This window comes from Paenibacillus sp. RU5M, assembly GCF_900221055.1.
Lineage (GTDB): Bacteria > Bacillota > Bacilli > Paenibacillales > Paenibacillaceae > Paenibacillus > Paenibacillus marchantiae.
The window spans coordinates 503145-526620 of sequence record NZ_OBQM01000002.1; the positions used below are offsets into that span (position 1 = coordinate 503145).

Annotated in this window: 34 protein-coding genes and 2 pseudogenes; 1 reads left to right on the top strand and 35 read right to left on the bottom strand. The window is 36.8% G+C overall.

Annotation, left to right across the window (positions count from 1 at the left end; genetic code table 11):
• Positions 1-70: 70 nt before the first annotated feature.
• The 14 genes and pseudogenes from CRO25_RS07925 to CRO25_RS07985 all read right to left on the bottom strand — a co-directional run bounded on the left by CRO25_RS07925 (position 71) and on the right by CRO25_RS07985 (position 9820).
• A complete protein-coding gene (locus CRO25_RS07925) occupies positions 71-583 on the bottom strand; it encodes a DUF6886 family protein (protein WP_079694588.1) in 513 nt (170 codons plus the stop codon).
• Positions 584-1075, bottom strand: coding sequence for a GNAT family N-acetyltransferase (locus CRO25_RS07930; RefSeq protein ID WP_079694589.1), 492 nt, complete (start codon positions 1073-1075; stop codon positions 584-586).
• Positions 1076-1113: 38 nt separating this feature from the next.
• Positions 1114-1749: a hypothetical protein gene (locus tag CRO25_RS07935; protein WP_079694591.1), complete on the bottom strand. Its 636-nt coding sequence runs from the start codon at positions 1747-1749 to the stop codon at positions 1114-1116.
• Between the two features lie 65 nt (positions 1750-1814).
• Positions 1815-2318: a DUF1648 domain-containing protein gene (locus tag CRO25_RS07940; RefSeq protein WP_063563296.1), complete on the bottom strand. Its 504-nt coding sequence runs from the start codon at positions 2316-2318 to the stop codon at positions 1815-1817.
• A 147-nt stretch (positions 2319-2465) separates the two neighbouring features.
• Positions 2466-3107, bottom strand: coding sequence for a FusB/FusC family EF-G-binding protein (locus CRO25_RS07945; protein WP_079694592.1), 642 nt, complete (start codon positions 3105-3107; stop codon positions 2466-2468).
• Positions 3108-3372: 265 nt separating this feature from the next.
• A complete protein-coding gene (locus CRO25_RS07950) occupies positions 3373-4230 on the bottom strand; it encodes an MBL fold metallo-hydrolase (protein ID WP_079694593.1) in 858 nt (285 codons plus the stop codon).
• A gap of 159 nt (positions 4231-4389) precedes the next feature.
• Positions 4390-4836 (bottom strand): hypothetical protein, encoded by a 447-nt coding sequence (locus CRO25_RS07955; RefSeq protein WP_079694594.1) that lies wholly within the window; start codon positions 4834-4836, stop codon positions 4390-4392.
• Between the two features lie 140 nt (positions 4837-4976).
• A pseudogene (locus CRO25_RS07960) lies at positions 4977-5498 on the bottom strand (DinB family protein).
• Between the two features lie 24 nt (positions 5499-5522).
• Positions 5523-5648 carry a hypothetical protein gene (locus CRO25_RS33815; RefSeq protein ID WP_256337832.1) on the bottom strand — a complete coding sequence of 42 codons (126 nt, stop codon included), beginning with the start codon at positions 5646-5648 and terminating at the stop codon, positions 5523-5525.
• Positions 5649-5780: 132 nt separating this feature from the next.
• On the bottom strand, positions 5781-6722 hold the full coding sequence (locus tag CRO25_RS07965) for an N-acetyltransferase (RefSeq protein WP_079694595.1): 942 nt from the start codon (positions 6720-6722) through the stop codon (positions 5781-5783).
• An 80-nt stretch (positions 6723-6802) separates the two neighbouring features.
• Positions 6803-7861 (bottom strand): hypothetical protein, encoded by a 1059-nt coding sequence (locus tag CRO25_RS07970; protein WP_079694596.1) that lies wholly within the window; start codon positions 7859-7861, stop codon positions 6803-6805.
• A gap of 92 nt (positions 7862-7953) precedes the next feature.
• Positions 7954-8421, bottom strand: a complete 468-nt coding sequence (locus tag CRO25_RS07975; RefSeq protein WP_079694597.1) for a hypothetical protein — start codon at positions 8419-8421, stop codon at positions 7954-7956.
• An 88-nt stretch (positions 8422-8509) separates the two neighbouring features.
• Positions 8510-9064 carry a GNAT family N-acetyltransferase gene (locus CRO25_RS07980; RefSeq protein WP_079694598.1) on the bottom strand — a complete coding sequence of 185 codons (555 nt, stop codon included), beginning with the start codon at positions 9062-9064 and terminating at the stop codon, positions 8510-8512.
• 216 nt (positions 9065-9280) lie between these two features.
• Positions 9281-9820 (bottom strand): GNAT family N-acetyltransferase, encoded by a 540-nt coding sequence (locus CRO25_RS07985; RefSeq protein ID WP_079694599.1) that lies wholly within the window; start codon positions 9818-9820, stop codon positions 9281-9283.
• Positions 9821-10163: 343 nt separating this feature from the next.
• On the opposite strand from CRO25_RS07985, the gene CRO25_RS07990 reads away from it, so the two are divergent.
• A complete protein-coding gene (locus CRO25_RS07990; RefSeq protein ID WP_306291800.1) occupies positions 10164-10484 on the top strand; it encodes a hypothetical protein in 321 nt (106 codons plus the stop codon).
• A 19-nt stretch (positions 10485-10503) separates the two neighbouring features.
• Here the strand turns inward: CRO25_RS07990 and CRO25_RS07995 are convergent, their stop codons facing one another.
• The 21 genes and pseudogenes from CRO25_RS07995 to CRO25_RS08100 all read right to left on the bottom strand — a co-directional run bounded on the left by CRO25_RS07995 (position 10504) and on the right by CRO25_RS08100 (position 23433).
• Positions 10504-10962 carry a GNAT family N-acetyltransferase gene (locus CRO25_RS07995; RefSeq protein ID WP_306291801.1) on the bottom strand — a complete coding sequence of 153 codons (459 nt, stop codon included), beginning with the start codon at positions 10960-10962 and terminating at the stop codon, positions 10504-10506.
• A 7-nt stretch (positions 10963-10969) separates the two neighbouring features.
• Complete coding sequence (locus CRO25_RS08000; RefSeq protein WP_064638958.1) at positions 10970-11437, bottom strand: hypothetical protein; 468 nt, start codon at positions 11435-11437, stop codon at positions 10970-10972.
• Between the two features lie 155 nt (positions 11438-11592).
• Positions 11593-12315 carry an aminoglycoside phosphotransferase family protein gene (locus CRO25_RS08005; RefSeq protein WP_256863606.1) on the bottom strand — a complete coding sequence of 241 codons (723 nt, stop codon included), beginning with the start codon at positions 12313-12315 and terminating at the stop codon, positions 11593-11595.
• 12 nt (positions 12316-12327) lie between these two features.
• Positions 12328-12606, bottom strand: a complete 279-nt coding sequence (locus CRO25_RS08010; RefSeq protein WP_079694601.1) for a hypothetical protein — start codon at positions 12604-12606, stop codon at positions 12328-12330.
• A gap of 27 nt (positions 12607-12633) precedes the next feature.
• Positions 12634-13440, bottom strand: a complete 807-nt coding sequence (locus CRO25_RS08015) for an N-acetyltransferase (protein WP_079694602.1) — start codon at positions 13438-13440, stop codon at positions 12634-12636.
• A 47-nt stretch (positions 13441-13487) separates the two neighbouring features.
• Positions 13488-14372 (bottom strand): hypothetical protein, encoded by an 885-nt coding sequence (locus CRO25_RS08020; RefSeq protein ID WP_079694603.1) that lies wholly within the window; start codon positions 14370-14372, stop codon positions 13488-13490.
• A gap of 29 nt (positions 14373-14401) precedes the next feature.
• Positions 14402-14956: pseudogene (locus CRO25_RS08025) on the bottom strand (GNAT family N-acetyltransferase).
• 59 nt (positions 14957-15015) lie between these two features.
• Positions 15016-15393: an N-acetyltransferase gene (locus tag CRO25_RS08030; protein WP_079694604.1), complete on the bottom strand. Its 378-nt coding sequence runs from the start codon at positions 15391-15393 to the stop codon at positions 15016-15018.
• Positions 15394-15446: 53 nt separating this feature from the next.
• Complete coding sequence (locus CRO25_RS08035; protein WP_079694927.1) at positions 15447-15884, bottom strand: NUDIX domain-containing protein; 438 nt, start codon at positions 15882-15884, stop codon at positions 15447-15449.
• 29 nt (positions 15885-15913) lie between these two features.
• On the bottom strand, positions 15914-16798 hold the full coding sequence (locus CRO25_RS08040) for a class I SAM-dependent methyltransferase (protein WP_079694605.1): 885 nt from the start codon (positions 16796-16798) through the stop codon (positions 15914-15916).
• 13 nt (positions 16799-16811) lie between these two features.
• Positions 16812-17243, bottom strand: coding sequence for a GNAT family N-acetyltransferase (locus CRO25_RS08045; protein WP_079694606.1), 432 nt, complete (start codon positions 17241-17243; stop codon positions 16812-16814).
• A 33-nt stretch (positions 17244-17276) separates the two neighbouring features.
• Complete coding sequence (locus CRO25_RS08050; protein WP_079694607.1) at positions 17277-17699, bottom strand: DUF1801 domain-containing protein; 423 nt, start codon at positions 17697-17699, stop codon at positions 17277-17279.
• Positions 17700-17944: 245 nt separating this feature from the next.
• A complete protein-coding gene (locus CRO25_RS08060) occupies positions 17945-18367 on the bottom strand; it encodes a GNAT family N-acetyltransferase (protein ID WP_079694609.1) in 423 nt (140 codons plus the stop codon).
• A 143-nt stretch (positions 18368-18510) separates the two neighbouring features.
• Positions 18511-18984: a GNAT family N-acetyltransferase gene (locus tag CRO25_RS08065; RefSeq protein ID WP_079694610.1), complete on the bottom strand. Its 474-nt coding sequence runs from the start codon at positions 18982-18984 to the stop codon at positions 18511-18513.
• Positions 18985-19082: 98 nt separating this feature from the next.
• The gene (locus tag CRO25_RS08070) at positions 19083-19346 is read right to left on the bottom strand and encodes an N-acetyltransferase (RefSeq protein ID WP_079694611.1); all 264 of its coding nucleotides are present in this window, start codon (positions 19344-19346) and stop codon (positions 19083-19085) included.
• A 75-nt stretch (positions 19347-19421) separates the two neighbouring features.
• Positions 19422-19946 carry an AAA family ATPase gene (locus CRO25_RS08075; protein ID WP_079694612.1) on the bottom strand — a complete coding sequence of 175 codons (525 nt, stop codon included), beginning with the start codon at positions 19944-19946 and terminating at the stop codon, positions 19422-19424.
• Positions 19947-20465, bottom strand: coding sequence for a GNAT family N-acetyltransferase (locus CRO25_RS08080; protein WP_079694613.1), 519 nt, complete (start codon positions 20463-20465; stop codon positions 19947-19949).
• Positions 20466-20490: 25 nt separating this feature from the next.
• Positions 20491-21039, bottom strand: a complete 549-nt coding sequence (locus CRO25_RS08085) for a GNAT family N-acetyltransferase (protein ID WP_079694614.1) — start codon at positions 21037-21039, stop codon at positions 20491-20493.
• Between the two features lie 244 nt (positions 21040-21283).
• On the bottom strand, positions 21284-21808 hold the full coding sequence (locus CRO25_RS08090) for a GNAT family N-acetyltransferase (protein WP_079694615.1): 525 nt from the start codon (positions 21806-21808) through the stop codon (positions 21284-21286).
• Between the two features lie 133 nt (positions 21809-21941).
• Complete coding sequence (locus CRO25_RS08095; protein WP_079694616.1) at positions 21942-22937, bottom strand: serine hydrolase; 996 nt, start codon at positions 22935-22937, stop codon at positions 21942-21944.
• 25 nt (positions 22938-22962) lie between these two features.
• A complete protein-coding gene (locus CRO25_RS08100; RefSeq protein ID WP_079694617.1) occupies positions 22963-23433 on the bottom strand; it encodes a DUF5662 family protein in 471 nt (156 codons plus the stop codon).
• Between the last annotated feature and the right edge of the window lie 43 nt (positions 23434-23476).

Here is a 23476-nt window from a genome sequence, read left to right on the forward strand (position 1 = left end):
CATCCTTTTACAACATGTCGTAAGCGCCTTATGATTTCGTACCTTCACATCATAGCGAAAAGTAATCGCTCTATACTTTCGTTGCGTTATTGAATCTATGTATTCCAAATTCTTTAAAATCCGATGTCAGTATCGCCTCTCTCAGTGGATACAGATTTGGAGTAAATCTGAGTTCGATTCCTTTTTCAAATAATCTCTCTATTAAACCCTCCATGCGGTCTATATGTAGAGGCTTTGTAACCTGATAAGAAATATAGTAGCCCGCCGTTGGATCAAAGAGTTCAAAATTGGTGTCATCGAAATGGTACCTGTACATGATCTGATTCATAATCCTCGGATACCATGAACTTTCAACCGTAATGATGATATCCGCATTAGAATGTTTGAAAAACTTCTCAATATTCTCATCACTTATCGTGTCAGTCTTTTTACAAATGATTTTTGGACAATCTCTTGGAAAGTAATATGAATATTCATGCTCTTCATCAATGGCCCACACCACTGCTGGAAATTCAGCTCTGTTTTGTTTCTCTCTTGGAATAAAAACTTGGATATCTGAAACCTCGCTAAAATGATAAAGCATTCAGGCGCCCCACTTCCCGTCACATAAAACGACAGAGGTTTCGATTTGTCTTTCGGGGACGTTCCAGTATCTAGTTAATAACTGCTTCTTCTCATCCGATGAAACTAGGGTAAAACCATTTTTCAAATAGAATTTTATAGCCCATTCTGCGGAATCCCAGGTTCCTATTAATATCGGTTTATCGGTTGATGCCACCAGATGAGCCAACAGCTTTGTGCCTATTCCGCTCCCCCGTTGGTGAGTTCTTACATATGCGTGCCTGATTAAAGCAACATCACCTTTATCCTGAATTCCCATAACGCCCCATAATCTATTATTTTCTTCAAAGCCCCAGAATACGACGCCATCACGGATTTCCTGATTCAATTCTTGCAATGGCATATAGGGTTCATGATAACGATCCTCAGAAATTACACCCTGGTATGCCTTTGCTGCATCATTAATGATCTCAACCATTGCATCTGCGTCCATACTGTTGCACAATCTGATCATGGAATAAGCCTCCTGAAAGTTATAGTCTATTAATTGAACTATCGTAATGGATATACCAATTCAATTGGTTCATTGATCAATTCCTCTTTGAAAATATAATTATGATCTGCTCCCACAACACATAAAATTTTCTTACCCGGATTCGAATGATACGTGTTCTTCACACGTTGAATCATGATCTGATTTCGTACGATCCATCTAAAGTTATTTGCTTTTGGATTAATCTGATCCAACCATTCATATTTTTGTTTGGTCATAGTATCAAACGCAACCGAATTAAAGGGAATCGCTCCAACGTCATGTGTATTCATTTGTTTAGCAAACCATTCATCATCGATCTTCTCCAACGCTTTACGCTGCTCTTCTAAGAAGCCGTTAAATGGATCAAAATCATTCCAGACATCTAACTCAAACCAGTCAATAGGCACAAACTCTATATTCCGTTCTTCGCATAATGGAAAGATAAGCTCCCAATACTCACTGGCTGGCTCCCCCCAATATCCCTTATCCTGTTTATCCTTGATATACTTCATCCAACTCTGGGGATGCACTTCACCGCAGATAATATCCGGGTTGAATTCTGTAATCAGATCCTCATACAAGGTAAGTGAACTATTATATTTCTCTCTTAATTCTTGATTATGAATTGTCCCCAATATTCCAACGACCGTCATATCATTTCTCCTTTATGAGTTTCATAGCTCTGTTTCACTTCTTGAGTCAGAGCCTAATTCCAACGTTATTTGAGTTTAAATGATCTGTATATAAAGAAACCTATGGAACTAAATAAAACGATAATGAATATGACAACGGGCAACCAATTATGATGAGTGACTTTATCCGCACTTGAAAACTCAATAATCATCCAACTGATATAAATAAAAAATATAGATATCTCCGTCTTCATCAGATTAATCATGAGCCGTGCATTTTTATATTGTCTCTCCGCATTCTCCATATTCAAATTGAGGTAATTATACGTATGAGGATACTTCTCCAGTTGCGAAAGTCCAATCCATAAAATAAGCCCAATGACTAAGGGCAGCCATACTCCCCACTTTCCTCCCCAGCCATCAGGCTCCCCCTTCATATTAAAATGAATCGGTATCTGATCCGGTAAGGTCATCCATTGTTGCAAGCAGTATATAATGCCAATAATAAATAAAATGATGGTTGTGATATCTAAAGTTTTTTCCAGTAACGTTTTTGGGATTGTTATCTTCGGACGATCTTTGATTTCCAATTTCCTACCTCTTCTCCATTTACACACCGTATGATTACATGTTAACAATTATCAACCTCTTTTTCCAATGATTTCTGAGTATCCTTGAGGAATGAAAGCATAAGCAAAAAAGGCCGCCTTTGCAGGCAGCCTTTACTTAATATAACCTTATTTACGAACGGAGAGAATGAACTTCTCCAGCGATTCTGTATTGGTAATGCTGTGATTACATCCTTGGTTCTCCATGCATACGTATTGACCAATCGCAGAATAATTATCCGGTAAAGCGTTCTTGGTCTTGACCGTGAAGAATGCAAGCTCTTGATGCCGATTACAGAATAGGCAGTACCCCTTCTTGTGTGTCGGCGTTATTCTTCCCTCAATACCGATAAACTGTCCTTCGAACGGATATACAACGAATAATTTGTTCGTCGCAATATCTACCCAGCTCAGGTACGTTACATATTGAAAATCAATGGATGGTAGATCAGGCATTTTCATCTTTTTGTTCTTCGGAAATAACTTCTGAATTTGTTTCAACGTAATCGATGGATACAACTCCAGATATGGTTCCAATGCTTTCATATACCGTTGAAAATCGTCTGTTGTCTCCAGCGACGAGATTTGCTCCAACATTTGCTGCTGGTTCTCTGTCAGATCCGTAAATGCTTCAACGATGTTTGTTGCAGCACTGTATCTAACAGTCTCCACGACCCTGCGATCCGCGGCGGATTGCACGGTTTTGCGAACAAATTCCGCTTGTTTTTTAATCAAATTATATTGGTGGTTTCTAATAAATGGTGTACTCATAGCTTTCAGCTCCTTATTTTTCATAAAAAAAATCAATAAGGGCAAAGCCTGTTATTAGAAACGATAAAATTAAGTATGGGCGAAAGAATCTAAGCTATCGCGCCCCACGCAAAGTATCGCCCCCGATCAGGCTTTGCATGAGTTATTTCTAGCTAACGAGCAATTCAGCATTGCCATCTGAGTAACCCCCAATCAAATATCATGCGAAAAGTATATCAGAGTATTTCACATGGATCAATTGAAATGGGTTTTCATGGATGTTCTTTTATTCCGTTGCTTTTAATTGTAATATCTGATCATTCACGAATCCTTGTAAGAAGAAAAGCTCATTGTCATTTGCTGTTCGATTATTGGCTGCTTCAAAACGCTCGATAGCTGCTTCTAATGACGTGGATTTCACAGCATCATTGGCTGAGATGAGCTCTCTCCAAAACGTATCCATCTCCTCCACGTCACAGATCGACTCATGACCAAGCAAGAAATGAACGGCATCATATTGCTGAATGTCCTCAATCATAGGCAATAACTTGTCTTGCTTAATATGATATAGCGAATTGGTAGTTGTATTGTAAGCACTATCGCCCAGAAAAATGACCTTTTCATCCGGAATATACACGACTGTTGAATCATCCGTATGGGTGCTGCGAATGGTTTCAAGCACACAAACTTTATTGCCCAAGTCCAGATGGAGTGACTTTTCAAAAATAATATCCGGAGGACATAACTGAAATTTGTCTCTCTCCGGTATTTCATTTTGTATCGTCTCCATACAATGTGAAGTCATCTTCTTGGAATCCACATACTCCTGTAGAGAGCGATCATCATAAGAATAGTTCCACCAATCATTCATCTTTTGGCTAGTTAGACTATTCATAATAATCGTAGCTCCGTATTCATTCATTCCTAAAAAATGATCCCAATGGGCATGAGTGATGACCACATATTTAACGGGCTGAACGTTTAACTTCTCTATTTCATGTAAGAAATCCTTTGCATGTTGAACCGAATTTCCAGCGTCAACGACGAGGCTGTATTTATCACCGCAAACTAACCCCAATGTTGGTCTTTCTTTATCATTTTGGTTAGATAGATAATAGATGGATTCACTTATTTGTTTTAGCATGTTCATTCTCCTCTATAATAAATTCTTGATCCATAAGAGAGAAAATCTGCATGCTTTTTTTAAATCAACATTTAGATTTTCTCATTTTATTTGTTTACCAATGGAATCACCTCCTTTGTTTTTTCACATGAACTGAATGTTCCTCATCTCACCGGGTGCTCATTCTTCTTTTGTATTAAAAAATGTATCATTGTTGATCTGAATTATTCTGTCTGTTGCCTCATGGTTTATCGGATCCCTGACCAACATACTAAATATTTCTCTAAGTTCTTCTATTCGTGATAAGACTTTGTCTTTGGATCTTTCCTCTCTAAGTGAGATATATAATTGGTACAAACTAATATCTAAATCATCATTCAGTTTCCCGAAAGAAGTTAGTTCCGATATCGCAGCTGCATTAGACACACTTGATATCATTGATCTATACGTGTAATCATTAACAACCATACTAAAGCTGTGCAGGACATTACTTATTTCATATCTGAATGAATTATCAATAGAATTCTGAAGCTCTTTTCTTTGATTTTGAGATTCAACAAATTTAGAACCAAGAATGATTAAACTCAATGTTAATAAAACTATAATATAAGTACTTATTTTCTTCATTATTGAATAGCTCCTAATAACCGAAATTTTAACGATGCTATATATTAGACGCTCTTCCAATGTTATAAGTTCGGCTTTTTCTATGAGCTGTTAGCTGTTCAAAGGCAAATGCAATACGAATACCGCTTTCTCATCATTCTTTAGTAAGCTTCTTGATACCATCTTCGAAGTTGATTAATGTGAGCTTGATGATAACGACTGTGGTCAGCGATATGCCACATACCCCAGCGTACGGTTGCTTGCTTCTCATTTTCATGCCCAAAAGTGACAATCCTCGCTAGATCATCATCCGTTAATTGTGTACACGCGTCCTTCAACATGGTTATCACACCTTCATATGTCGACATAAGTGTACTCAAAGATATTCCTTGAACCATCGGAAGACTGCCATTTTCATCAATCATAGGGCCATGTTGCTCTTTTAAGTTTTGAGGAAGTGGTCATCCCTTTATTCGATAAGCCCAATTCAGATCGACGTAGGTGATATGTTTTATTAATTGAGCGGTACTATTGAAGTTGTTATTAGGTCCTTTATAATCTATTTCTTCTTGCGACATACCTTCCGTGATTCGTTGGAGTCGTTGGCTGTTTTCTATAACCGCAGCAAATAACAACCCAACAACAGGTGACATATTGGCTTCGCCTTTTAAATCATAAAGCACCCTAACGCCTCCTTGAGGTTGTCTTCATCGTTCTTCCCTTAGAATCTCCTTGATTTCTCTTAATTCTTGCAATATTTCTTTGGTGTACTGATTACTCTTGGAATTATCCATTCCGATTTTCACAACAAAAATACCAAAAAACAAAGACACTACCAACATTAATATAGTCCCAATAATAACCATCCTTTCCTCAAGCAACAGAAACCCGAGAGATTAGAAACAGCGATGCTGCCCCATTCCAAAAGATCCACTCGGGTTAATAGTTGATTAATTTAACTGTGACTACTCATGTACTGGAACATACATCGTTTGTATCTCTTGAACGCCAGGAACAAATCCAAGATTAAAATAAACTGATTCGGCATCATTGCCTTCCATGACATATAACCTTAGAACTGGATACTTGTCTTTAAGTTCAGTCAAGGCTCTTTGCAGCATGCGTGTAGCAAGTCCTTTTCCTCTGTAAGCGGGGTTGACTCCGATGCTATATACTGCTGCTTGATTATCCTGCAAACATAGGCGACAGTTGGCTATGAGCTGTCCAGTAACCTTATCATATACAAGTGTAGAAGCTTGAGTTAGGATCTTATTGGTATAATAAATTTCTTCGTTCGGGATAAAGTCTTCCAAGGATGTCTTCTTTCTGCGTAAGGCTTCAAAACCGCCTACAAAGCTGTCGAGATCACACTGAGCAATTTCATCTTCATTAATGTATTGCTTAGCACCTGTTTCATTCTCGATAATTTCGGGGCTCTTAACGATAAGATCATGATCCCAATGCACATTGAAATGATCTGTCGGGCGCTGCATCCAGCGACATCTGAACTCATCAGGCCAGAATCCAGCCCTCGTAAATAAATGTACTTGATCGGGGAGAATTTCATATATCTTGATACGTTGAGATGGATCAGACCATTTTATGAGTATTGTTTTAAGAAGTTTCAGTACCTCAAATGAATCATTGAATGGGGGCATAAAGAATAGATGATATAACGTATTGGGTGCCATCCTTACCCCACCGATTTTTGACTCTCCTTTATAAATCCAAAAAGAGTTATTCCGCGAAACATTGAAGTAGCCTTCCTCTCTAAAAAATCCAGTATAGGCCATATTATAATAGACTGAACAATACAGTCCCCATTCTTCGGGCTCAGCCTTTTGAATGGAATATTCATTTGATAAATCATAAGAATTAAGTTCCTCAGACCAATTATTTAATTCCATGCGTCATTCCTCCTCATCAATGCTAACTACCTATAAAATATTTAAGGCGTGTGTTATCTAAACATTTCTAGTCCCCCTCATTAAATAACATGTCCTTTACTATTTACTTGATCGATTCCATCATTAATCTTATTTTTCAGCAGCTCATGAAATTTACTTTCTTCCTTCTTTAAATGTTTCTCAAGGAAAGCAGAGATATACTTATTAATAGTGGAATGCTTGTGTTCTATCCCATCTTCGTTGTAATGTATCGGGATATCGCTAAAAGTCATATGATGAGCACCGTTTAATTTAATAAATGAACTATTCAGATCACTCGAGTTAAACAAAGACTCATACCCACTCAGTAACAAAGGTAATAGGTCTGGAGAGATTTCATTTTCCAGTTCTTCAAACGAGCATTTCTCTTGCCGAGCTACCAATAACGGAACAGATACTCCCTCTTCCTTTTTCGTCGTCATTAAATGGAAACTAGGATCTAATAGAATGCTAGCCTTAATTCTCTTTTCTCTTTTAAGCAATTCATAAGCAGCAGCCCCACCTAATGAATGACCAATGATCCCCATTTCATTCACATCGACCATGGCCCTAAGATCCTTATCTGAATCCAAGACCTTATCTACGTTTTTCATAACCAAACTCATATCTTCTACTCTAAGCTTCAATAATTGTTTCCAAGAATGAATATCTAAGCTGTCTATTTCAGATATCACATTGGATTGCTGGACAGAACGTCTGTCAGGAAAAATGGAAAATATAGATTCATGAGTGGCTCCTATAGTAATGACAACAAATCCGCACCCCACTAAATGTTCTACACAAAAGGAATACATATCTCTAACTACACCAAAAGCCGGGGCTACAAAAATAACGGGACAGTTTTTAGCCGTAATATCAACACTCTCATCATTATGTATTTTTGTATCCAGATTACAAATATAATTCCTATCCACTCCCATACTTGAGAGCATATCAACAGCGGAAGAGATATTAGGTTCAAATAACGAAATATACTTCGACTCATGCTCCACTGGATTGGAAGGATAGTATATACTAATGAGCACTTCTCTGGTTTCATTACTTATCGGATCAATACGTGATTCATCCTTTAAAACAAAAACCTTTCTTCCAACAGTCATCGCTTTCACCCTTATACTATTTTTTCGTCACTACAACGCATGTAGATTGAATTGAATATACGCTGCCATAACTTCATTGATTAGCCTTCCGTTCACTGTATAACCAGCTCTTTAGGCATTATCCAAAATTGATTTGTTTCTTTATTAAGTTTTAAGTGAATTGTTTTTTGTTCACCTTTCTTCAATCGTTTGTAGCTTGTGCCCATACTGAAGATACTTCTTCCTGGGGTCCATTGCAGTCCACTCACTTGTATATTATGATGCACTACTAAATACTCATTAGCTTCAATTTCACTTCCCTCAACAAGATTACTGGAGGTATTGTTAAATAAGATGTTTACAATTTTTATCTTGGTAGAGACTCTGTCTCCTAGTATATTTTGTTTACCTGTTCCTTCAACTAAAACCTCCACATCAGCTTGGGATGAAACGAAATCATAATTGCCTAATTCTTGACTCGTTCGATCAAGCACTATATATTGATTCAATATTAAATATACACCAATGATTCCAGATACAATGAGTGATAAAGCAACTACTATTTTCCGCTTTTTCGTCACCGAACCTACCTCCAAGACTTATCGATTTACTAGAAGCCCTACCATAATAGATTTAAGCGATTTCAAGATAATACCCAGTGGTTCTTTCTTATTGGATCTTCTTTCTCATATACAAAGCTATTTCTTCGTTTTGGCTATGATTATTTGAATATAGTGATACATCAATTCCTTCAATTTGATAACCACATTGCATGTAAAAATGAATGGCTGGAACGTTCGTATTCTGGGTTTCTAACGTGATCGCTCTGAAGCCTTGTTCCTGGGCAATCTCATTCACTTTATTGATCAACAGTCTTCCATATCCTTTTCTTATGTATTTTTCATTCACCTGAAGATGCCATATCATCAGCGTATTATTCCAAGTTTGTGGTTCACAAATTGCGAGCGCTATGATTTTCCCATCTATATATATTCCATAAGAAAATCCCAGTTGTATGATTTCTTCATATCGTTCCAAATCATCTGTACTGTTCAATTCTTCTTTTTCGTAGATGTCATCTAGATTTATTAACGTTAAAAGCATACTAAAGGAACCTTGTGTCTCCTGTTTGGTAAGCTCATATTTTTGAGTTGATTTATATCCAAAGCTTCCAAGTTGAAGCCAATCATCATTGGATAGATTCTGTATTTTTTTGATCTCCATTACTTCACCCCAGAAATAATATACTTTGCGACTTGTTTATAAGGTTATTGAATTCTTGCTTATATCTCTTCTTTCGACCTTAATTTCCATATTCCTGCATCCTTACTTATTGTTTCCTATCCACAAAATTATGGACTGTCAAAGAAAATAATAATAATCCCGACAGGACAAACCTGGCGGGATTTCGTTTGAATAGATATCGAAAGACGTTTAAAGTTAATACGTAGCAACCACATGCTTCATCTCTTCACTTGCCATAAAGTCAGAACGATTCACGCAATACAAATCATAAATTTGTTCCGTATTGTTTATCAACTTATACACTTCGTGGTATATATCAGTGGCTAATTTGACATAAGGCAATTTCCCAACCGCTTTCTTGGATCGAATGTTTTGTTTTCGAATTTTAAGAAATACTGTTTCAATTTCACGTTGAAGAAACAACTCAGCGAAAAAGGCTTCCTTTGCTCGTTGATTGTAACCTTTTCCGAAATAAGGGGCTCCAATCCATGTCGCAAGAAAACCTGTCATATGTTCCATGTGATATAAATCAATGGTTCCGATGGGATGTCCCAGCTCATTAAGGATCGTTCTGGAAATACATGTGTTTTGCTCTTCTTCATCAATCACCTGTTTGGTTGCAAATAAATATTCCTCATAAGATCGGCACTTATGACGAACGTATGGAAAAACAGCGGTGTCCACCATCAAATCATACAGTGAGTGGCATTCGTGCAAGTCTCGTTTTTTTAACATTTAAACGACCACCTAGTCCTTTTAGTTCGCTGAGTCAAACAAACTAAGTATATAAAAGGACGTGTGGAATTTAATGAATTCTATATTGCTTTTATGTAAAATTCATCATAGAAATGTTTTCCAGATTACTTGACTGAACGTAACGAATATCGCCTGTTTACTGTGTGATTTTTGGAATCATTGACCCATCGAAACAACCTCACTATCATCGGTTTAGCTGGTCCACTCATCTTCGCTAACATCATTTCATGCCCATGGATAAAATTTTTGGTTCGAGGAAACATTAATCATACTACTTATCCTTGGGAGTGATGTTATGCTGTACCTTATCAGCTTTGTGCTCATGTTTGCTGGCTTAGCCTGTATCAACATTATTTTTTCATATCAAAGCAAGCATATTGACACTCAGTTCTGGTCCACATTTAAATTCCATCTTTGGATGCTGCCTTTATTTCTAGCCGCTAATCTGAGCGTAGGATACGGCGTCAAGTTTGGAATGAAAGCTGTCAGTCAACTGGGCTATGTCCTGGTCATTGCCAAATGCATAGAAGTGCTCATCTCCATATGGATGGGATACTGGTTCATGAAGGAAGTTCCTTCTTGGAAAACGTGGATTGGGCTTGTGGTCATCATCATCGGTGTTGTACTGGTTAAGCAGAAGTAGGAGTAAGTTAAAATGCTTTTTAAAAAACGAATCGATATACAATTTCATTATCATATACGTCTCCGGTCTCTGAAAAACCCATTTTATCATAAAGCTTTCTGGCAACTTCATTCTCTGCACATACCGTTAAATTCAAACACTTGCTATGGACATAGTTCTCTTTTATATAGCTAATTACTGCATCTATCGTTGCTCTTCCATATCCTTTAGCTTGATAGCTTACATCGATCATAAAACCATTCAACCAATAGGACCAAGCTGTTGTTTCATCGACTGTGATCATGACAAAACCAACTAAGCTATCCTCCGTGTTATATATGCAAAATGGCAGATACTTGTACTCATCCCCATCTGGACGAATGTGCACCTTCGCTAGGGACACGGCTACTGATGGAACATAATGATTTTGATTGGCTTGAACTTGTAAGTTTAATGCATCTTTCCAGTTCTCTCTTGTAGTAGGTATTAATCTGATCACAATAATATCACTCGTTCCGTTTCGTTTTTTTTAGATCCGATGGAAGTTCATTTTCAGTTACATTTTGAACAGGATACTCAAGGCCGGCCCATAGCCTGTTAATGATGTTGTCACTGGTTATTCTACCTTTAAATCCGGTCGAAGTTGTAAGAGTCCCGCTCTCATACATATATACAAGTCTGGAGCCATCATTCTTATTGAATACAATAGAATAATCTCCATCCAAAGATAATCCTTTGCCCTTCGACTTTATTTCACTTAAGTTGGTTAATACGTAGGCGATATCTTTTGTCTCAGTTACATTAATCATTTGGAGATCACCTTCGTTAGAAGGTAAAACAAAATTATATATTTCAGCATTAACAACTTCGTCAGGCTTTATTGAAATAGTGTTCTCCTCTCTTAATACAGTTAAAGAAACAATGAAAACAACAATAGCAATACTTAAACCAAGTATTAAATAACGCTTTTTCATACTACTTCACCTCTAACGACCACAGCTTGATACAAGCTGAATCATCTTCCCCATAATTACTTCTTAACATAAAACGTTGAATTAACTCCAATCACCGAAATGCTTCTCAAGGAACCTTACTTCCTTCTCATAATGAGCCAAATGACCCTCTTCAATCATTTTGATAAAAGCTGTTTCTCCAGACGCCGCCCGATCAGAAGTGTGGTACACATGAAATGAATTCGAAAAATCACCCATTCCTTCAGATCTGTCGGCACATCCATACCATAAGCGTTAAAAAATAACGCTATACGTCTTTTCCGCTCAGATGCATGATCCTGTTTATTGTATGGAACGACTTCTCTTTCATCTTTACCCGGTGAAAAACCTGCTAATGGGACAGAGGTATACAAGCTGTAAACGATATCCCATAGACGCGGACCAGGCCCTGCCATGTCAAAATCAATGATTCCTACAGGCAGCCGATCTTTAAATACAACGTTATACAATGCAAAATCGTTATGGCAAACTACTTCTTCCTTTGAAGAAATCAATGGGCAATTATTTAAAGAAACCGTAATTGTAACAAAATCCACTGTAGCATCATGATAGCTTTTTAAAAGTTTCGCTACTTTGTCTAAGGTCTCATCAGACCACATATAACTTTCAATCTCAGGATAGTCATTTCCCGAAACCACACCATCCAGGTAAGAAAGGATTTCTCTGTCCTGCTCATCTACTCCCAAATATCTAGGGGAATGCGCATAGCCCACCTTTTCAAGGTGCTTAAGCAATTCATATACATACGGATTCGGTATAGCGTCACGCCGAACTGTGCTACCTACTTTTACAACCTTATTCACATTGCCTCCGTTTAGGGCTTCTTCGTACTCAGGCAAAATGAACCCCTCCTAAGATCTGTTTTGTGTGTACCTATTTGTTTTATCCTTTCTGGGATTCCCAGGGAATCCAGCAATCAATAACACAAATCCGACGAAAAATAAGAAATATACGAGGAAACCCGTGAAACCATTATCACTTGCTGGGATTATCTCGCGTGTTTTCCCACCTGAGGCGTATCCCGCTTCCACTATGGCTGTAGATATTCTCACGGAAATTCTATCTAAGGTTGAAATAAAAATACTGCTAATCATGAGAAGCGCACCCAGGATTTTATTTGTATTGTTCATGAGCTGCCTCCTAATTCAAATTGATTCTTATCTTTCAGTCCATGCTGTTCGGATATATCCCAATTTCATGCCAACATGCTCCATATTTCGATGGCTTTGAGATAAAAATGAACATTGCCCTACCACCAGATTACATTCCTTATTCAAGGCTTCCGTTATTCTTCTATTCAAAAGCTGCTGATGTACACCCTGATTTCTAAACTCAGGTAATGTTGCTGCAAAGGTTAAGGATGCCTTTTGATTTTTAATAAACAGAACACTTACCGCTGCAGGGATGTCATTGACATATGCGATGTAAAATTTCCAACCTGGACGGTGATAAAGAACCTTATTATTCTGGGCGACGTAAGGGATACCGTCATCCGACAAACCGGTCCCCCTGCAATGAATGGTCGCGTATAGCTCGAATTGATCCTCTTCAAGTTCTTGAATTTGGATATGATCTGAGTGATTCTTTTTTTCTTCTGGTTTGATGATCAGAGATGAATGAAATCCCGATGTATACATGCCTAAGTCGGTTAAACGTTTCAAGAAGTTCTGATCCACCACAGATGGAATAACTTCGAACTGAACCTTCCGATCTCGCTGTCTATAAAAATCAATGATAGCATCCAGGTGTTCCAGATCATTACTCGTTAAGCCCTTCACTGTATTGAACGTGGGCCATGGCATGGTTTTACTATAGAAACAGATGGCATTTCCAAATTGCTGAATCTCAATTCCTTCTGGATTAGAGTCCCTACCTTGTATAGCAAGCATCCGATCTGTCATATAATCGATTTCCGAAATTTCAATTTCTTCAATTAAATCTATGGATGGAATCAGTGTATTCATATTCTTACCTCCAAATAAATGTACGGGAACTCCGTTTTTAATTTCCATTAAAATACTTTATTACATTGCCTGAACTTTACAATGGTTAGATGCTCCCACTCCCTATACAGCTGCTCTTTAGAGAGTATCTTCCATGGGTTGAATATCGTTTGCCCATCTTTATTAAAATATAGTTCTTCTCCCAGATGATATGCTGCATGTTGAATGACCCCATTCTCATCTGTCCATAGGACAACGTCCCCATGATGTAGTTCGTCAGTTAATAACTCCTCGTAATCATACTGTTTTAATTTCTCAAGAAACGTTTTTTGATGTACCCATTCATAGATAAACCAATCCTGTTTCCCTTTGGAGATTGCAAACAAAACTGCTGCGAGGCAATTTGCACCTTGGAAACTAGCAAACGAATTGGCATATGGTTTTAGAAAATCAGGTAGCGACTCAGGTGGCTTCTCACATTCCCCTTTATCCCACCATTCGTAAACCAATGTCGTAAGTATCTGTTCTTTATATGATTTGTTCAGCTTCTCCCACATGAAGCGCTGAAGGATAACATGTCCATCCATCAAATAGCTTGCAGGTATTTCCGTCAAATCATGTACAAATGTAACAGGGAAAACAAGCCCTCTTCCACTTTGCACTTGTGCATTTAATAAAAATCGTTTCTGTTCTTCAGGAATGGTTTCTATCCATTCTTTATCCGCAATGATTACATAATCAACGTTCTTTATATTCCAATACTCGTAACCATTCACATAATTCACTTGCCTATAAGTGCTGTGGTTATAGAACTCCTCTTTTGGCATTAATAGCACATCGGTAAAGTCAAATTCATAATCAAGATGTTCTTTTGATAGGAAAAACAAATCTTTTTCCGGCACATAACAATCCATCCATGAAAGTAAAACTTTTTTACCCGGTTTAATTATCATTATGTATTCCTCCGCGTTGGGTTTAAAATTTATTCTTTCACTTTATTTCTCACTATTCCGTAGTAAATCAGATCCTCATACCGGTCTTCTTTCTTGACATGATCCACCAGTACTCCTTCTTTTATCATGCCAATCTTCTATATAACTTGTCCGGATGCCGGGTTAGAAGCAAAGTGCCGCGCATATACCTTATGATATTTTTTCACATCAAAAGCGAAGTCTAACATGGCTTTAGCTGCTTCCGTTGCATAACCTTTTCCCCAAAACGGTTGACCCACCCAATAAGATAACTCCCCGTTATCGTAACGTTGTTGATTAGATAATGCTATTGCCCCGTACAAATCACCTGTTTCCCTATCACAAATAGCAAATTCATATAATTTATCCGCATTAAAATTTTCGTTATGTTGCTCTATCCAAGACAATGCACTATCTAATGTATATGGGTAGGGTAATGTGAGTGTGCTCTTATAAATGTTGTAGTCATTACATAGTCTGGTAACGGTTTCAGCATCTGATTTCGTAAATAATCTTAACAGCAACCTTTCTGTGGTCATCGTTTTAGTGAGATCGTCGTACACCATACTATCCCACCTTTTTTATTAAAATGGATCATTGCACCTTCAAAATGACTGATTTCTGCTTATTTCAATTTTATTTTATATACCACTTCACCATCCTGATTTTCCAATTCCTGATCAATAAATCCTATCTTCTCATATAATACTCTTGCATGAGCATTATTTTTTTCTACGGTTAGTGAAATGATTTGGCATTGTGGGTGCTTGTTCTTGATGCATTCAAGTATCGTATAAAGTGATTTACTTCCTAATCCTTTTCCTTGATAGTTCTTATCTATTTGAAACCCTCCAATCCAATAAGCATCCCAAGGTTTCACGTAGGCATATGCTAAAGATTCGATGACCGTCGGTACAAGATCTACTTGCGTCTCAAGTAATGATATCGCGATCGCTTCTTCCCAATTTTTTTTATCGATTGGAGCTATAGTAATTGGGTTCATTCAAATATCCCTTTCGTTTGCCGAATTATATTTCGTTGAAGTAGATTATTGACTTACTTGAATCCATATTGTTTAGCTATGATTTCAACTGTATCGATTACGTTATATTTTTTAAAATCATTTAAAATAGTTTGTGGTAAATAGTCATATAAATCTGATCGGGTTGCCCACATATACTCGCTATGTTCTTCTGAAAGTATCACTCGGTCATCTATTGCTCTGCACAAATATGTCAGTAATACGATCTGTCTATGCGGATCCGTAAAAAAAGTAGTAGCAAATAGTACCTTCTCAACACTCACTTTAAGCCCAGCTTCTTCTTTCACTTCACGAGCCAAAGCTTCTTCTAGTTCTTCTCCAAAATCGATCTTTCCACCAACGGTTTCCCAGCTTGCCGCGGCAACTTCATCTGCACCTGAACGTTTTAATATCAGTACCCTGCCTTTATTTTCAATAACTCCCTTAACCACAACAACGATGTTTTTTTTCAAGATATCTACATGTGAACCCACAGTTTTTATCACCCTTCTCTACGGACCGTTCCAAATGAAATCTTCATGCTGGCTGCATAAGTCAACCAAGATTCATTATCAAATACTTTGGAAAATGTTAATTCCGCTTCATACTGCGCCTTTGCTTCATTTTGGGTTAAGCCCCGAGTTGATAATCGTTTGGTTACCTCTACTGAATCGCCAGGATCCTGTCCTATACCATCTTCTTTAATTGAGTGATAGAGAATGTTTTTTTGGGTAGAGTCCATGTTTTGATCTAGAAAGTTGACCTTATCACTCATTCTACATTCCACATTCGTTAATCCTAATTGACTCATTAATATGGGCAACCGCATTCCAATATTTCCATCTTTACCTGTACGTATATGATCTTGTTCAAATAATCTCTGTAAAACGCCTAGTTTAATGATTTCACTTTGTTCAACGCCCTCCACATGATAGTTCGCCATACTCCCAATCCAATGAGGTTCAAAACAGATGATTCTTCCACCCTCCAGTACACTTTCAATCATCTTTTGGAGTATTTTCACAGAGTCATCCATATGTAATAAAAAAGCATGACTCAATGCAATGTCATACTTCCTCTTCAATACAACGTCTTCTATATCCCAAGTAATAAACTCTGTTTCATAGGGAAGTTGGGAGAAGATCGTCTTAGCTTCATTGATTAATGTTTCACCCTTATCTACTCCAGTGTAGGTTGACCCTTTTGGTAACAAAGGCAGCAGTTTAAGACCCAAATAACCAAACCCACACCCATAATCGATAACGCTTACAGGTTTATCTATCTTCCAAACAAATTGCACTAAAAATTGAAGGTAATCGTCATTGTAGTAAAGCCATCTCGTATTTTTAAGGTATTCAATTTTATTATCCCAATAATATTCAGACATTCGATTAGGCTCCTTATAGTTTCTTTTGTAGCAATACTTCTTCCGTTCTGGCATAGTTTGATTTTTCGTATGTCTTTATAGCCCTTTCATTACTTTGGCCTGTCAGAATCTTTACACTGGTAACACCTCGTGCTTTGAGCTCCTCCTCTATAAAAGCAATTAACAACGTAGCCAATCCTCTTCTCCGGGCAACTTCGGCAATATACATTTCTGTGATTTCTCCCTGGAGTCCACGATAACAAAAGGATTTAAAATATTGAGCACAAGCGAACCCAACTGCCTGGCCGTCAATCACAGCTAGAGCAATCAACTCATTAGATAAAGCAAGGCTCTCTTTTACTTCCTCCATGTTTGTACCAACGCCATTAAAAGCATCATTGAGCTTAAGAAGGTCCTCTGCATCATTTTCGTTCGCCCATCGTATGTGAATGTTCTCTTCTTTCATCACGTGACCTCCAATAATAACAGTGTACAGAAATTAATGATTCGGATAGGTTTCTCTCAAGAACTTGATGGATTGGTTGATCAATGCTTGTAATACATCTAGATTGATATCTGCAACTTTATTGACGTATACACATGCTTTTCCTGTCGTATGTTTTCCAAAGTCTTTTAATAGATTCTCTCGCTCGGCATCACCTGTCGCAAAATACAAACTGATTTTTGCTTTTCGAGGAGAAAAGCCCACCAGTGGTGCATCACCTTCATGACCAGATTCATATTTATAATGATAGGCGCCGAATCCAATAATACTCGGTCCCCACATCTTTGCTTTATACCCTGTTGTTTCAGTGAAAATATCTAATAGCTGATACGCGTCTTCACGTTTTTTGGGACTATCAACATTTTCAATAAATTCAATGACGCTGTTGTCTGTTTCTTTTGTTTTAAGTTTATACATTGATAAAATCCCCCTTCATGTCTTTCGTAGCTTTAACGCAGGAAAAAGACTTAATATCAGACCAAGAATCAGAAACAATATCCATTGTGCGTAACTAATGATTAGAATCAGTTCCCACAAGCTTGCTGACCCGGAGTTTGGTTCATCACTGTAGGGATAGTCAAAAATAGCTGGTATTACTCCAAGGGCTATAAAAATTATCCCGATGATCAAAGAAAGAAAATAAACAGCTCTCTTCAATGTCATCACGCCCTCAAATAATCAGGAAGTCTTATCATGAAGCGTTCACTATTTCTATTAAATTGATATTGTTCATATAATTCATGTGCATCCAATGTTCCGAGTAACCCCATTAAATCTTTAAAGCGATCCGATTGTGTAATCACTTCAATTAGTTTCTTACCAAGTCCTTGGCCCCTATATTCCTCATGAATAAAAACATCACAAAGCCAATACATTGTCGCATCATCTGTGACAACCCTTGCAAAACCAACTTGAATTTCTTCCTTATAAATCCCAAAACATACTGAAGAATGTATGGACTTCTCAATTTTTTCATCGGATCTCTTATTGGCCCAATAGCTTCTAGCTAAGAAACCCTTTACCGCATGGATATCCATAAGTTCTTTGTTTTCACTGATAAGATATTCTCCATATATAAAATCCATCAATCCCAGCTCCTCTCAAAATCCTTGATGATTCAAGTAATACTTAATTCCAGCACGATCAACATCAGAAAAATCTAATGGATTCTCCATAAATAAATCTCAACTGCTCATCAGTTTCAATGTTTTGACCTTTTTTTGATAACCTAGGTCATACGTTTTTCATAAATCACAATTGTCATTTTGTCGTTAATTTGTTTCGTATCTCCCTTCTGTCTATATCCTAATTTCTCATAAAGGTAACAATTCCTCTGCTCTTCTGAGATTGTAGCCAACTCCCATATTCTCGCATCGCTATACCTATCTTCTATCATTGAAAATACTTTTTGTGCAATCCCTCTCCCTTGATAGTCGGGTAAAATAAATACAGGGCTTACTCGATAGATTTTATTCTCTTTTTTTACTATTCTAATGGCCCCCACAGGAATATTTGCTTCTCTTATTAGGTGATAATCTGTATAGCTTTGATTTATTCGATCTTCTATTTGTTCTACCGTTTGATTTGATGGGTTTGTTTCATAGTCTTTATATTTATTTAATAGAGGCATGAATGCTTTTATTTGCATTTCGTGAATGATTGAAGCTTCTTTAAGACCTGCTTTGGATAATGAGATTTCCATTTCATATCATCCTCCGTTATTGAAATTTGTGTTCTTCTTCTATGTTAGTTCCCAACATTACACGTATAATATGCGGTTTCGTTCTTCTTGAATGCATTCTAAATCTCTAACTTCATTTGTATAGTTATTATTTTTTGTTCATCTAAATTCGTTATTCGCATATCAATGGGTGTAAATCCATGCTTGTGATAAAATGCTAGTCCTCTTGAATTCGTGCTATGACATGATAATAATAAGTGTTTAACTTTATAAATCGATTTTGCCTTCATTATCATCGTTTCCAACAAATAATTAGCAGCACCTTTTCCTCTAAAATCCTTCGATACAATAACGTTGCCTAACCAACATACTTCTTTCTTTATTTCTAGAGTTACGACTGTCGAATTTTTTTAAAGCGTTTGCATTTTTTCTCATTAGATCTTCGATTTCACGACACATCATTCTTCATCAATATAATTTAAAACATTATTTAAATACATCTCTATAGGTTGTGACGAATCAACAAGCAAACATTGAATATCATTAGGTTTCTTACTTTCATTAATATTTTTTCTAAACTCTTCTTCAGATGTGCCCGAAATCTGACTTATCATCCGTTCTCGATGTTGTAATCTTTTACTTATTTCCTGATAGTCATTCAGGTAACATTCAACGTACTTATAATTAGCATTATACTTCTTACTTAATGACGAACCTCTTTCAATCATCTCAGAATAAAAGCATGGACTATCGAATATTACGTCATAGCCTTGGGAGAGATAAAACTCTATCAGGGCCCAATCAATATTATATGAAGTCATACCTAAAACTTTTAATTCTAAATTACTATCCCCAATGGATTTTAATATGGAAGACTTTGAGATATCATGATCAATAATTATGGCACCCGTAATTTTAGCGATCCTTCTTGAAAGAGTTGACTTACCGGAACCAGGAAATCCCGACATTTGAAGAAAAAACATCTATGAAACCACCTTTCCCTTAGAGATTTCCAATTCATATTTAACTTGCGTTTTACTGTGCCCTTCTATGGTTTCGATCATTTCTTCTATTTCTTTAAATCCACTTTTCTCATAAAATGTCCTTCCTCTATGATTCTCTTTCCCTACCCAGGCAACCATTTTATTTATTGGCTTTAAAATTTGAATGAATCTCTTAATAAACTCTTTACCTATTCCCATTTTGTGATATTCAGGTCGTATATAGATTCTTAGCAATTCGTATTCTTCTTCTTTCACTTGTCTTGTTTGAGCATATCCAACGACCTTGCCATTGAATTCAGCTATTAAAAAACTCCGTTTGACACTTTGAACATCTCTCTCGACAGATCGACTTAAATTCTCATCTGAATATGCTCTACTTAGAAAATTTTGTATGTAGCCTTCGGAGTATATGCCTTTATAAGTATAATTCCATGTTCCTTGAGCTATGGATTGAATGTGTGGGATATCCTTATTTGAAACAAATCTAATTGTAATCATCTGGTTATCCTTCTTTCGTTAGTTGTTAATGACCTTTATAGTCTTTCTTAAGAAATGCATAAATGGCATTATCAACAAATCGATTCTTCCAAAAATAATTTTCCTTTAATATGCCTTCTTCTATAAAGCCGATTTTCTCAAGAACCTTTCTTGATCCCACATTCTCTGGTTCTACAAATGCTTCAATTCGGTTTAAGCCAAGCTTATTAAATCCATATTCAATTACCTTTTCAACTACTTCGGTCATAAAACCTTGATGCCAATATTCTGGTGTTAGTTCATATCCAATGACAGCTTTATAATGATTTTTCATCCATCCATGAAAGCCACATGTTCCAATTACTTTGTTTTCAGACTTCAAAGTGATTCCCCAACGAATAGCTTGACCTGATTCAAATCTTTCATTCCATCTTTGAATTAATTCTTCTGCTTGTTTAATGGTTGTAAAACTCTCCACATCATAAAACTTCATAACTTCATCCAATGAAAAACATTGAAATATATCTCTGGAATCATTCTGTGTTAGTTCTCTTAATACAAACCTTTCTGTTTCTAACTTGGGAAACTGCGACATTTTAGTTCTCCTTAATAGTTTAAGTAGTTTCACTCAGCGTCTCTAGAATCCAAATAAAAATAAATCCATAGAAACCAGGCATCCAACATGTCCTTTAATCAGGAAATTATATGCACTAAGCACTAACCATATTATTACATATATGAAGTAAATCAAGCAAAAAAAAGCAGATGGTTTCTCATCTGCCCTGAAATATGGAGAAAGCCATGCAGCTGATTTAAAATCCCCCTCCATGCTCTTGATCTTAATTTTCCTTGACTGCCAATCTCCAGTCATTACATCGTATGGTAGTCCCAATAGGGTATTCAAAATCACACTCGCCAATATACGAAAAGCCCAGCTTGCGACAAATGGCATTTGAAGCGGGATTCTTGGTTTTAGGAAAAGCGTGAATGAATTTATGTTTCTTCTTTTCAGAACGGATAGAAGCTATGGCTTTTGCTGTTGCTTCTGTCGCTATTCCTCTACCTTGATATTCAGATAAAACACTCCAGCCTATTTCGTAAATAGATTCTTCTTTCCAGGTCTGATCCCAATACCCTACACTACCCACGACTTCAAGATGCGGAAGCAAGAGGATCTTAAACATTTTCCCTGTTCCATTTTGTGCGATTTCATAATAGCGCTTATGACGAGCTAGGATTTTCTCCTCAGTCTCTGGTCCTCCGAAGTGTACTGTCATCTCAGGCGAATTTAATTGGCGAAGCAAATCTAAATCTCCTTCGTCCCATAGTTCAATTCTTACCTCTGGCGCATTCCTTTGTTCCATCTCACTCACCTCACTGTTTTTATTTGTAACCAAATTTAGAGGAAGAGATTTACTATTTTCAGTTCAATTATACCAGAACATATATTCTTATTCAGTAAAAATTTATCATTATCATTTAAGCCAAGTTCACGGTTTATATATCTTCTATGTACTTACAGACCAAATTCCCAAATGTTTTGATATCCTCAAGATAATCGTACCCCAACGGATTTTGTTCAGTCTGATTATACATTCTTACCGCTACAGCTTTACACTTAGGAATGACAAGACAGGCACATCCAGTGGCACCCAGAGACTGAAAAGAACCATGTGGTAGTTTATCACCTAATTCTGTATTAGACCGCGGCTCATCTTGCACAAACCAAAAAAAACCGTTTCTCGGCAATTGTTGTTCCAGGTCAGGAGGACTAATAATAGTGGTTGTTTGCTCGAATATTTCTTTAGGAAGTATCTGCTTCCCGTTTATAGCTCCCTTATTCAAATGCAGATAACCCCAATATGCCAGTTCCTTTGTGCTCATAAATAAGTTAGCTTGGTTACCTTGATCATCCTTATATTGCTCATCAAGCCATACTAATTTTTCATTACTTTCCTTTCTCCATCCTGTTTGGCTAAAGCCCATAGGTGAGAATAAACGCTCTGCGAGTAATTGTGATAAAGGGATTTTATATAATTTCCGAATAATCTCAATTAGTAGATTAACACCAATATTATTGTACTTCCAGTCAGTTCCCTGAAGAAACAATCTATTATGCAGATCATTTAAACCATGAGTATGGGTTAACAAATGTCGTATTGTTATATGCCTTAATGCGTCCCTATCTACCTCATTCAAGTAGTCCACAACAAGATCATCTATACTTCTGACCTTACCCTCAAGTAATGCGAGACTAATAGCAAATCCTAAAAATGTTTTTCGAACTGAAGCAACATTAAATTGTGAATCCTCATTAACTAATCGACTATGTTTAGAATTGTCATGTACTCCTGAGTACCATTCATTCACGATACGATCATTATGAATAATATATGTCGCAGCAGCGGTAGCAGATATTTTATTCTTTACCTGTAAGACATAATCATTCAGTTCAATGAATGCTTTATTATTTGATATTTTTAAGTTAAACAATGAAAGGTGCACCTTCTTCACTGTGTTATTGTTGTTGTTTTTTCTTCATGAAATTTTCAAGTTCTTCCCTTGTATTTGGGTGTAATATTATACTTTCAGATGTCATCATTCTTTCTGGTAAATTAGTTTCTTTAACTTTACGCCCCCATTTTCTTGAGAATGCCCGCCAGTCACATACCATTTCTACTAAATATTTCTTTGGCATTGGTAAGGCTTCTCTAGTATTTTTATTTACTATCCAATATTCCCAGTGGTGTTTATTATGATTTTGATGGTGCAGCCACGCATTCTTCCATCTCAGCTCGGTATCCTCGTCCTTCTGATTTGAATAGAATTTACGTGCATAAGGAAAAAATTCGTTAGGAGAGAATTTAGACATGTCATGGATTACCCCTTGAAGATATAATCCTTCTTGCCAACATTCGATTAGAACGTTTAATTTATGATCCATAACATAAAGAAAATACCGCCAATATACTAGGAGTATAGTGACCATCTCCTTCGGTTTTAAAGTTTCTTACTCAATTTCAAACAATTCT

Bases quoted from the DNA above. Each gene is read 5' to 3' on its own strand.
- CRO25_RS07925 (WP_079694588.1), bottom strand. From the start codon at position 583: ATGCTTTATCATTTTAGCGAGGTTTCAGATATCCAAGTTTTTATTCCA.
- CRO25_RS07930 (WP_079694589.1), bottom strand. From the start codon at position 1,075: ATGATCAGATTGTGCAACAGTATGGACGCAGATGCAATGGTTGAGATC.
- CRO25_RS07935 (WP_079694591.1), bottom strand. From the start codon at position 1,749: ATGACGGTCGTTGGAATATTGGGGACAATTCATAATCAAGAATTAAGA.
- CRO25_RS07945 (WP_079694592.1), bottom strand. From the start codon at position 3,107: ATGAGTACACCATTTATTAGAAACCACCAATATAATTTGATTAAAAAA.
- CRO25_RS07950 (WP_079694593.1), bottom strand. From the start codon at position 4,230: ATGCTAAAACAAATAAGTGAATCCATCTATTATCTATCTAACCAAAAT.
- CRO25_RS07955 (WP_079694594.1), bottom strand. From the start codon at position 4,836: ATGAAGAAAATAAGTACTTATATTATAGTTTTATTAACATTGAGTTTA.
- CRO25_RS07965 (WP_079694595.1), bottom strand. From the start codon at position 6,722: ATGGAATTAAATAATTGGTCTGAGGAACTTAATTCTTATGATTTATCA.
- CRO25_RS07970 (WP_079694596.1), bottom strand. From the start codon at position 7,861: ATGACTGTTGGAAGAAAGGTTTTTGTTTTAAAGGATGAATCACGTATT.
- CRO25_RS07980 (WP_079694598.1), bottom strand. From the start codon at position 9,064: ATGGAGATCAAAAAAATACAGAATCTATCCAATGATGATTGGCTTCAA.
- CRO25_RS07985 (WP_079694599.1), bottom strand. From the start codon at position 9,820: ATGTTAAAAAAACGAGACTTGCACGAATGCCACTCACTGTATGATTTG.
- CRO25_RS07990 (WP_306291800.1), top strand. From the start codon at position 10,164: ATGTTTGCTGGCTTAGCCTGTATCAACATTATTTTTTCATATCAAAGC.
- CRO25_RS08000 (WP_064638958.1), bottom strand. From the start codon at position 11,437: ATGAAAAAGCGTTATTTAATACTTGGTTTAAGTATTGCTATTGTTGTT.
- CRO25_RS08010 (WP_079694601.1), bottom strand. From the start codon at position 12,606: ATGAACAATACAAATAAAATCCTGGGTGCGCTTCTCATGATTAGCAGT.
- CRO25_RS08015 (WP_079694602.1), bottom strand. From the start codon at position 13,440: ATGAATACACTGATTCCATCCATAGATTTAATTGAAGAAATTGAAATT.
- CRO25_RS08020 (WP_079694603.1), bottom strand. From the start codon at position 14,372: ATGATAATTAAACCGGGTAAAAAAGTTTTACTTTCATGGATGGATTGT.
- CRO25_RS08030 (WP_079694604.1), bottom strand. From the start codon at position 15,393: ATGAACCCAATTACTATAGCTCCAATCGATAAAAAAAATTGGGAAGAA.
- CRO25_RS08040 (WP_079694605.1), bottom strand. From the start codon at position 16,798: ATGTCTGAATATTATTGGGATAATAAAATTGAATACCTTAAAAATACG.
- CRO25_RS08045 (WP_079694606.1), bottom strand. From the start codon at position 17,243: ATGAAAGAAGAGAACATTCACATACGATGGGCGAACGAAAATGATGCA.
- CRO25_RS08050 (WP_079694607.1), bottom strand. From the start codon at position 17,699: ATGTATAAACTTAAAACAAAAGAAACAGACAACAGCGTCATTGAATTT.
- CRO25_RS08060 (WP_079694609.1), bottom strand. From the start codon at position 18,367: ATGGATTTTATATATGGAGAATATCTTATCAGTGAAAACAAAGAACTT.
- CRO25_RS08065 (WP_079694610.1), bottom strand. From the start codon at position 18,984: ATGGAAATCTCATTATCCAAAGCAGGTCTTAAAGAAGCTTCAATCATT.
- CRO25_RS08075 (WP_079694612.1), bottom strand. From the start codon at position 19,946: ATGTTTTTTCTTCAAATGTCGGGATTTCCTGGTTCCGGTAAGTCAACT.
- CRO25_RS08080 (WP_079694613.1), bottom strand. From the start codon at position 20,465: ATGATTACAATTAGATTTGTTTCAAATAAGGATATCCCACACATTCAA.
- CRO25_RS08085 (WP_079694614.1), bottom strand. From the start codon at position 21,039: ATGTCGCAGTTTCCCAAGTTAGAAACAGAAAGGTTTGTATTAAGAGAA.
- CRO25_RS08090 (WP_079694615.1), bottom strand. From the start codon at position 21,808: ATGGAACAAAGGAATGCGCCAGAGGTAAGAATTGAACTATGGGACGAA.
- CRO25_RS08100 (WP_079694617.1), bottom strand. From the start codon at position 23,433: ATGGTCACTATACTCCTAGTATATTGGCGGTATTTTCTTTATGTTATG.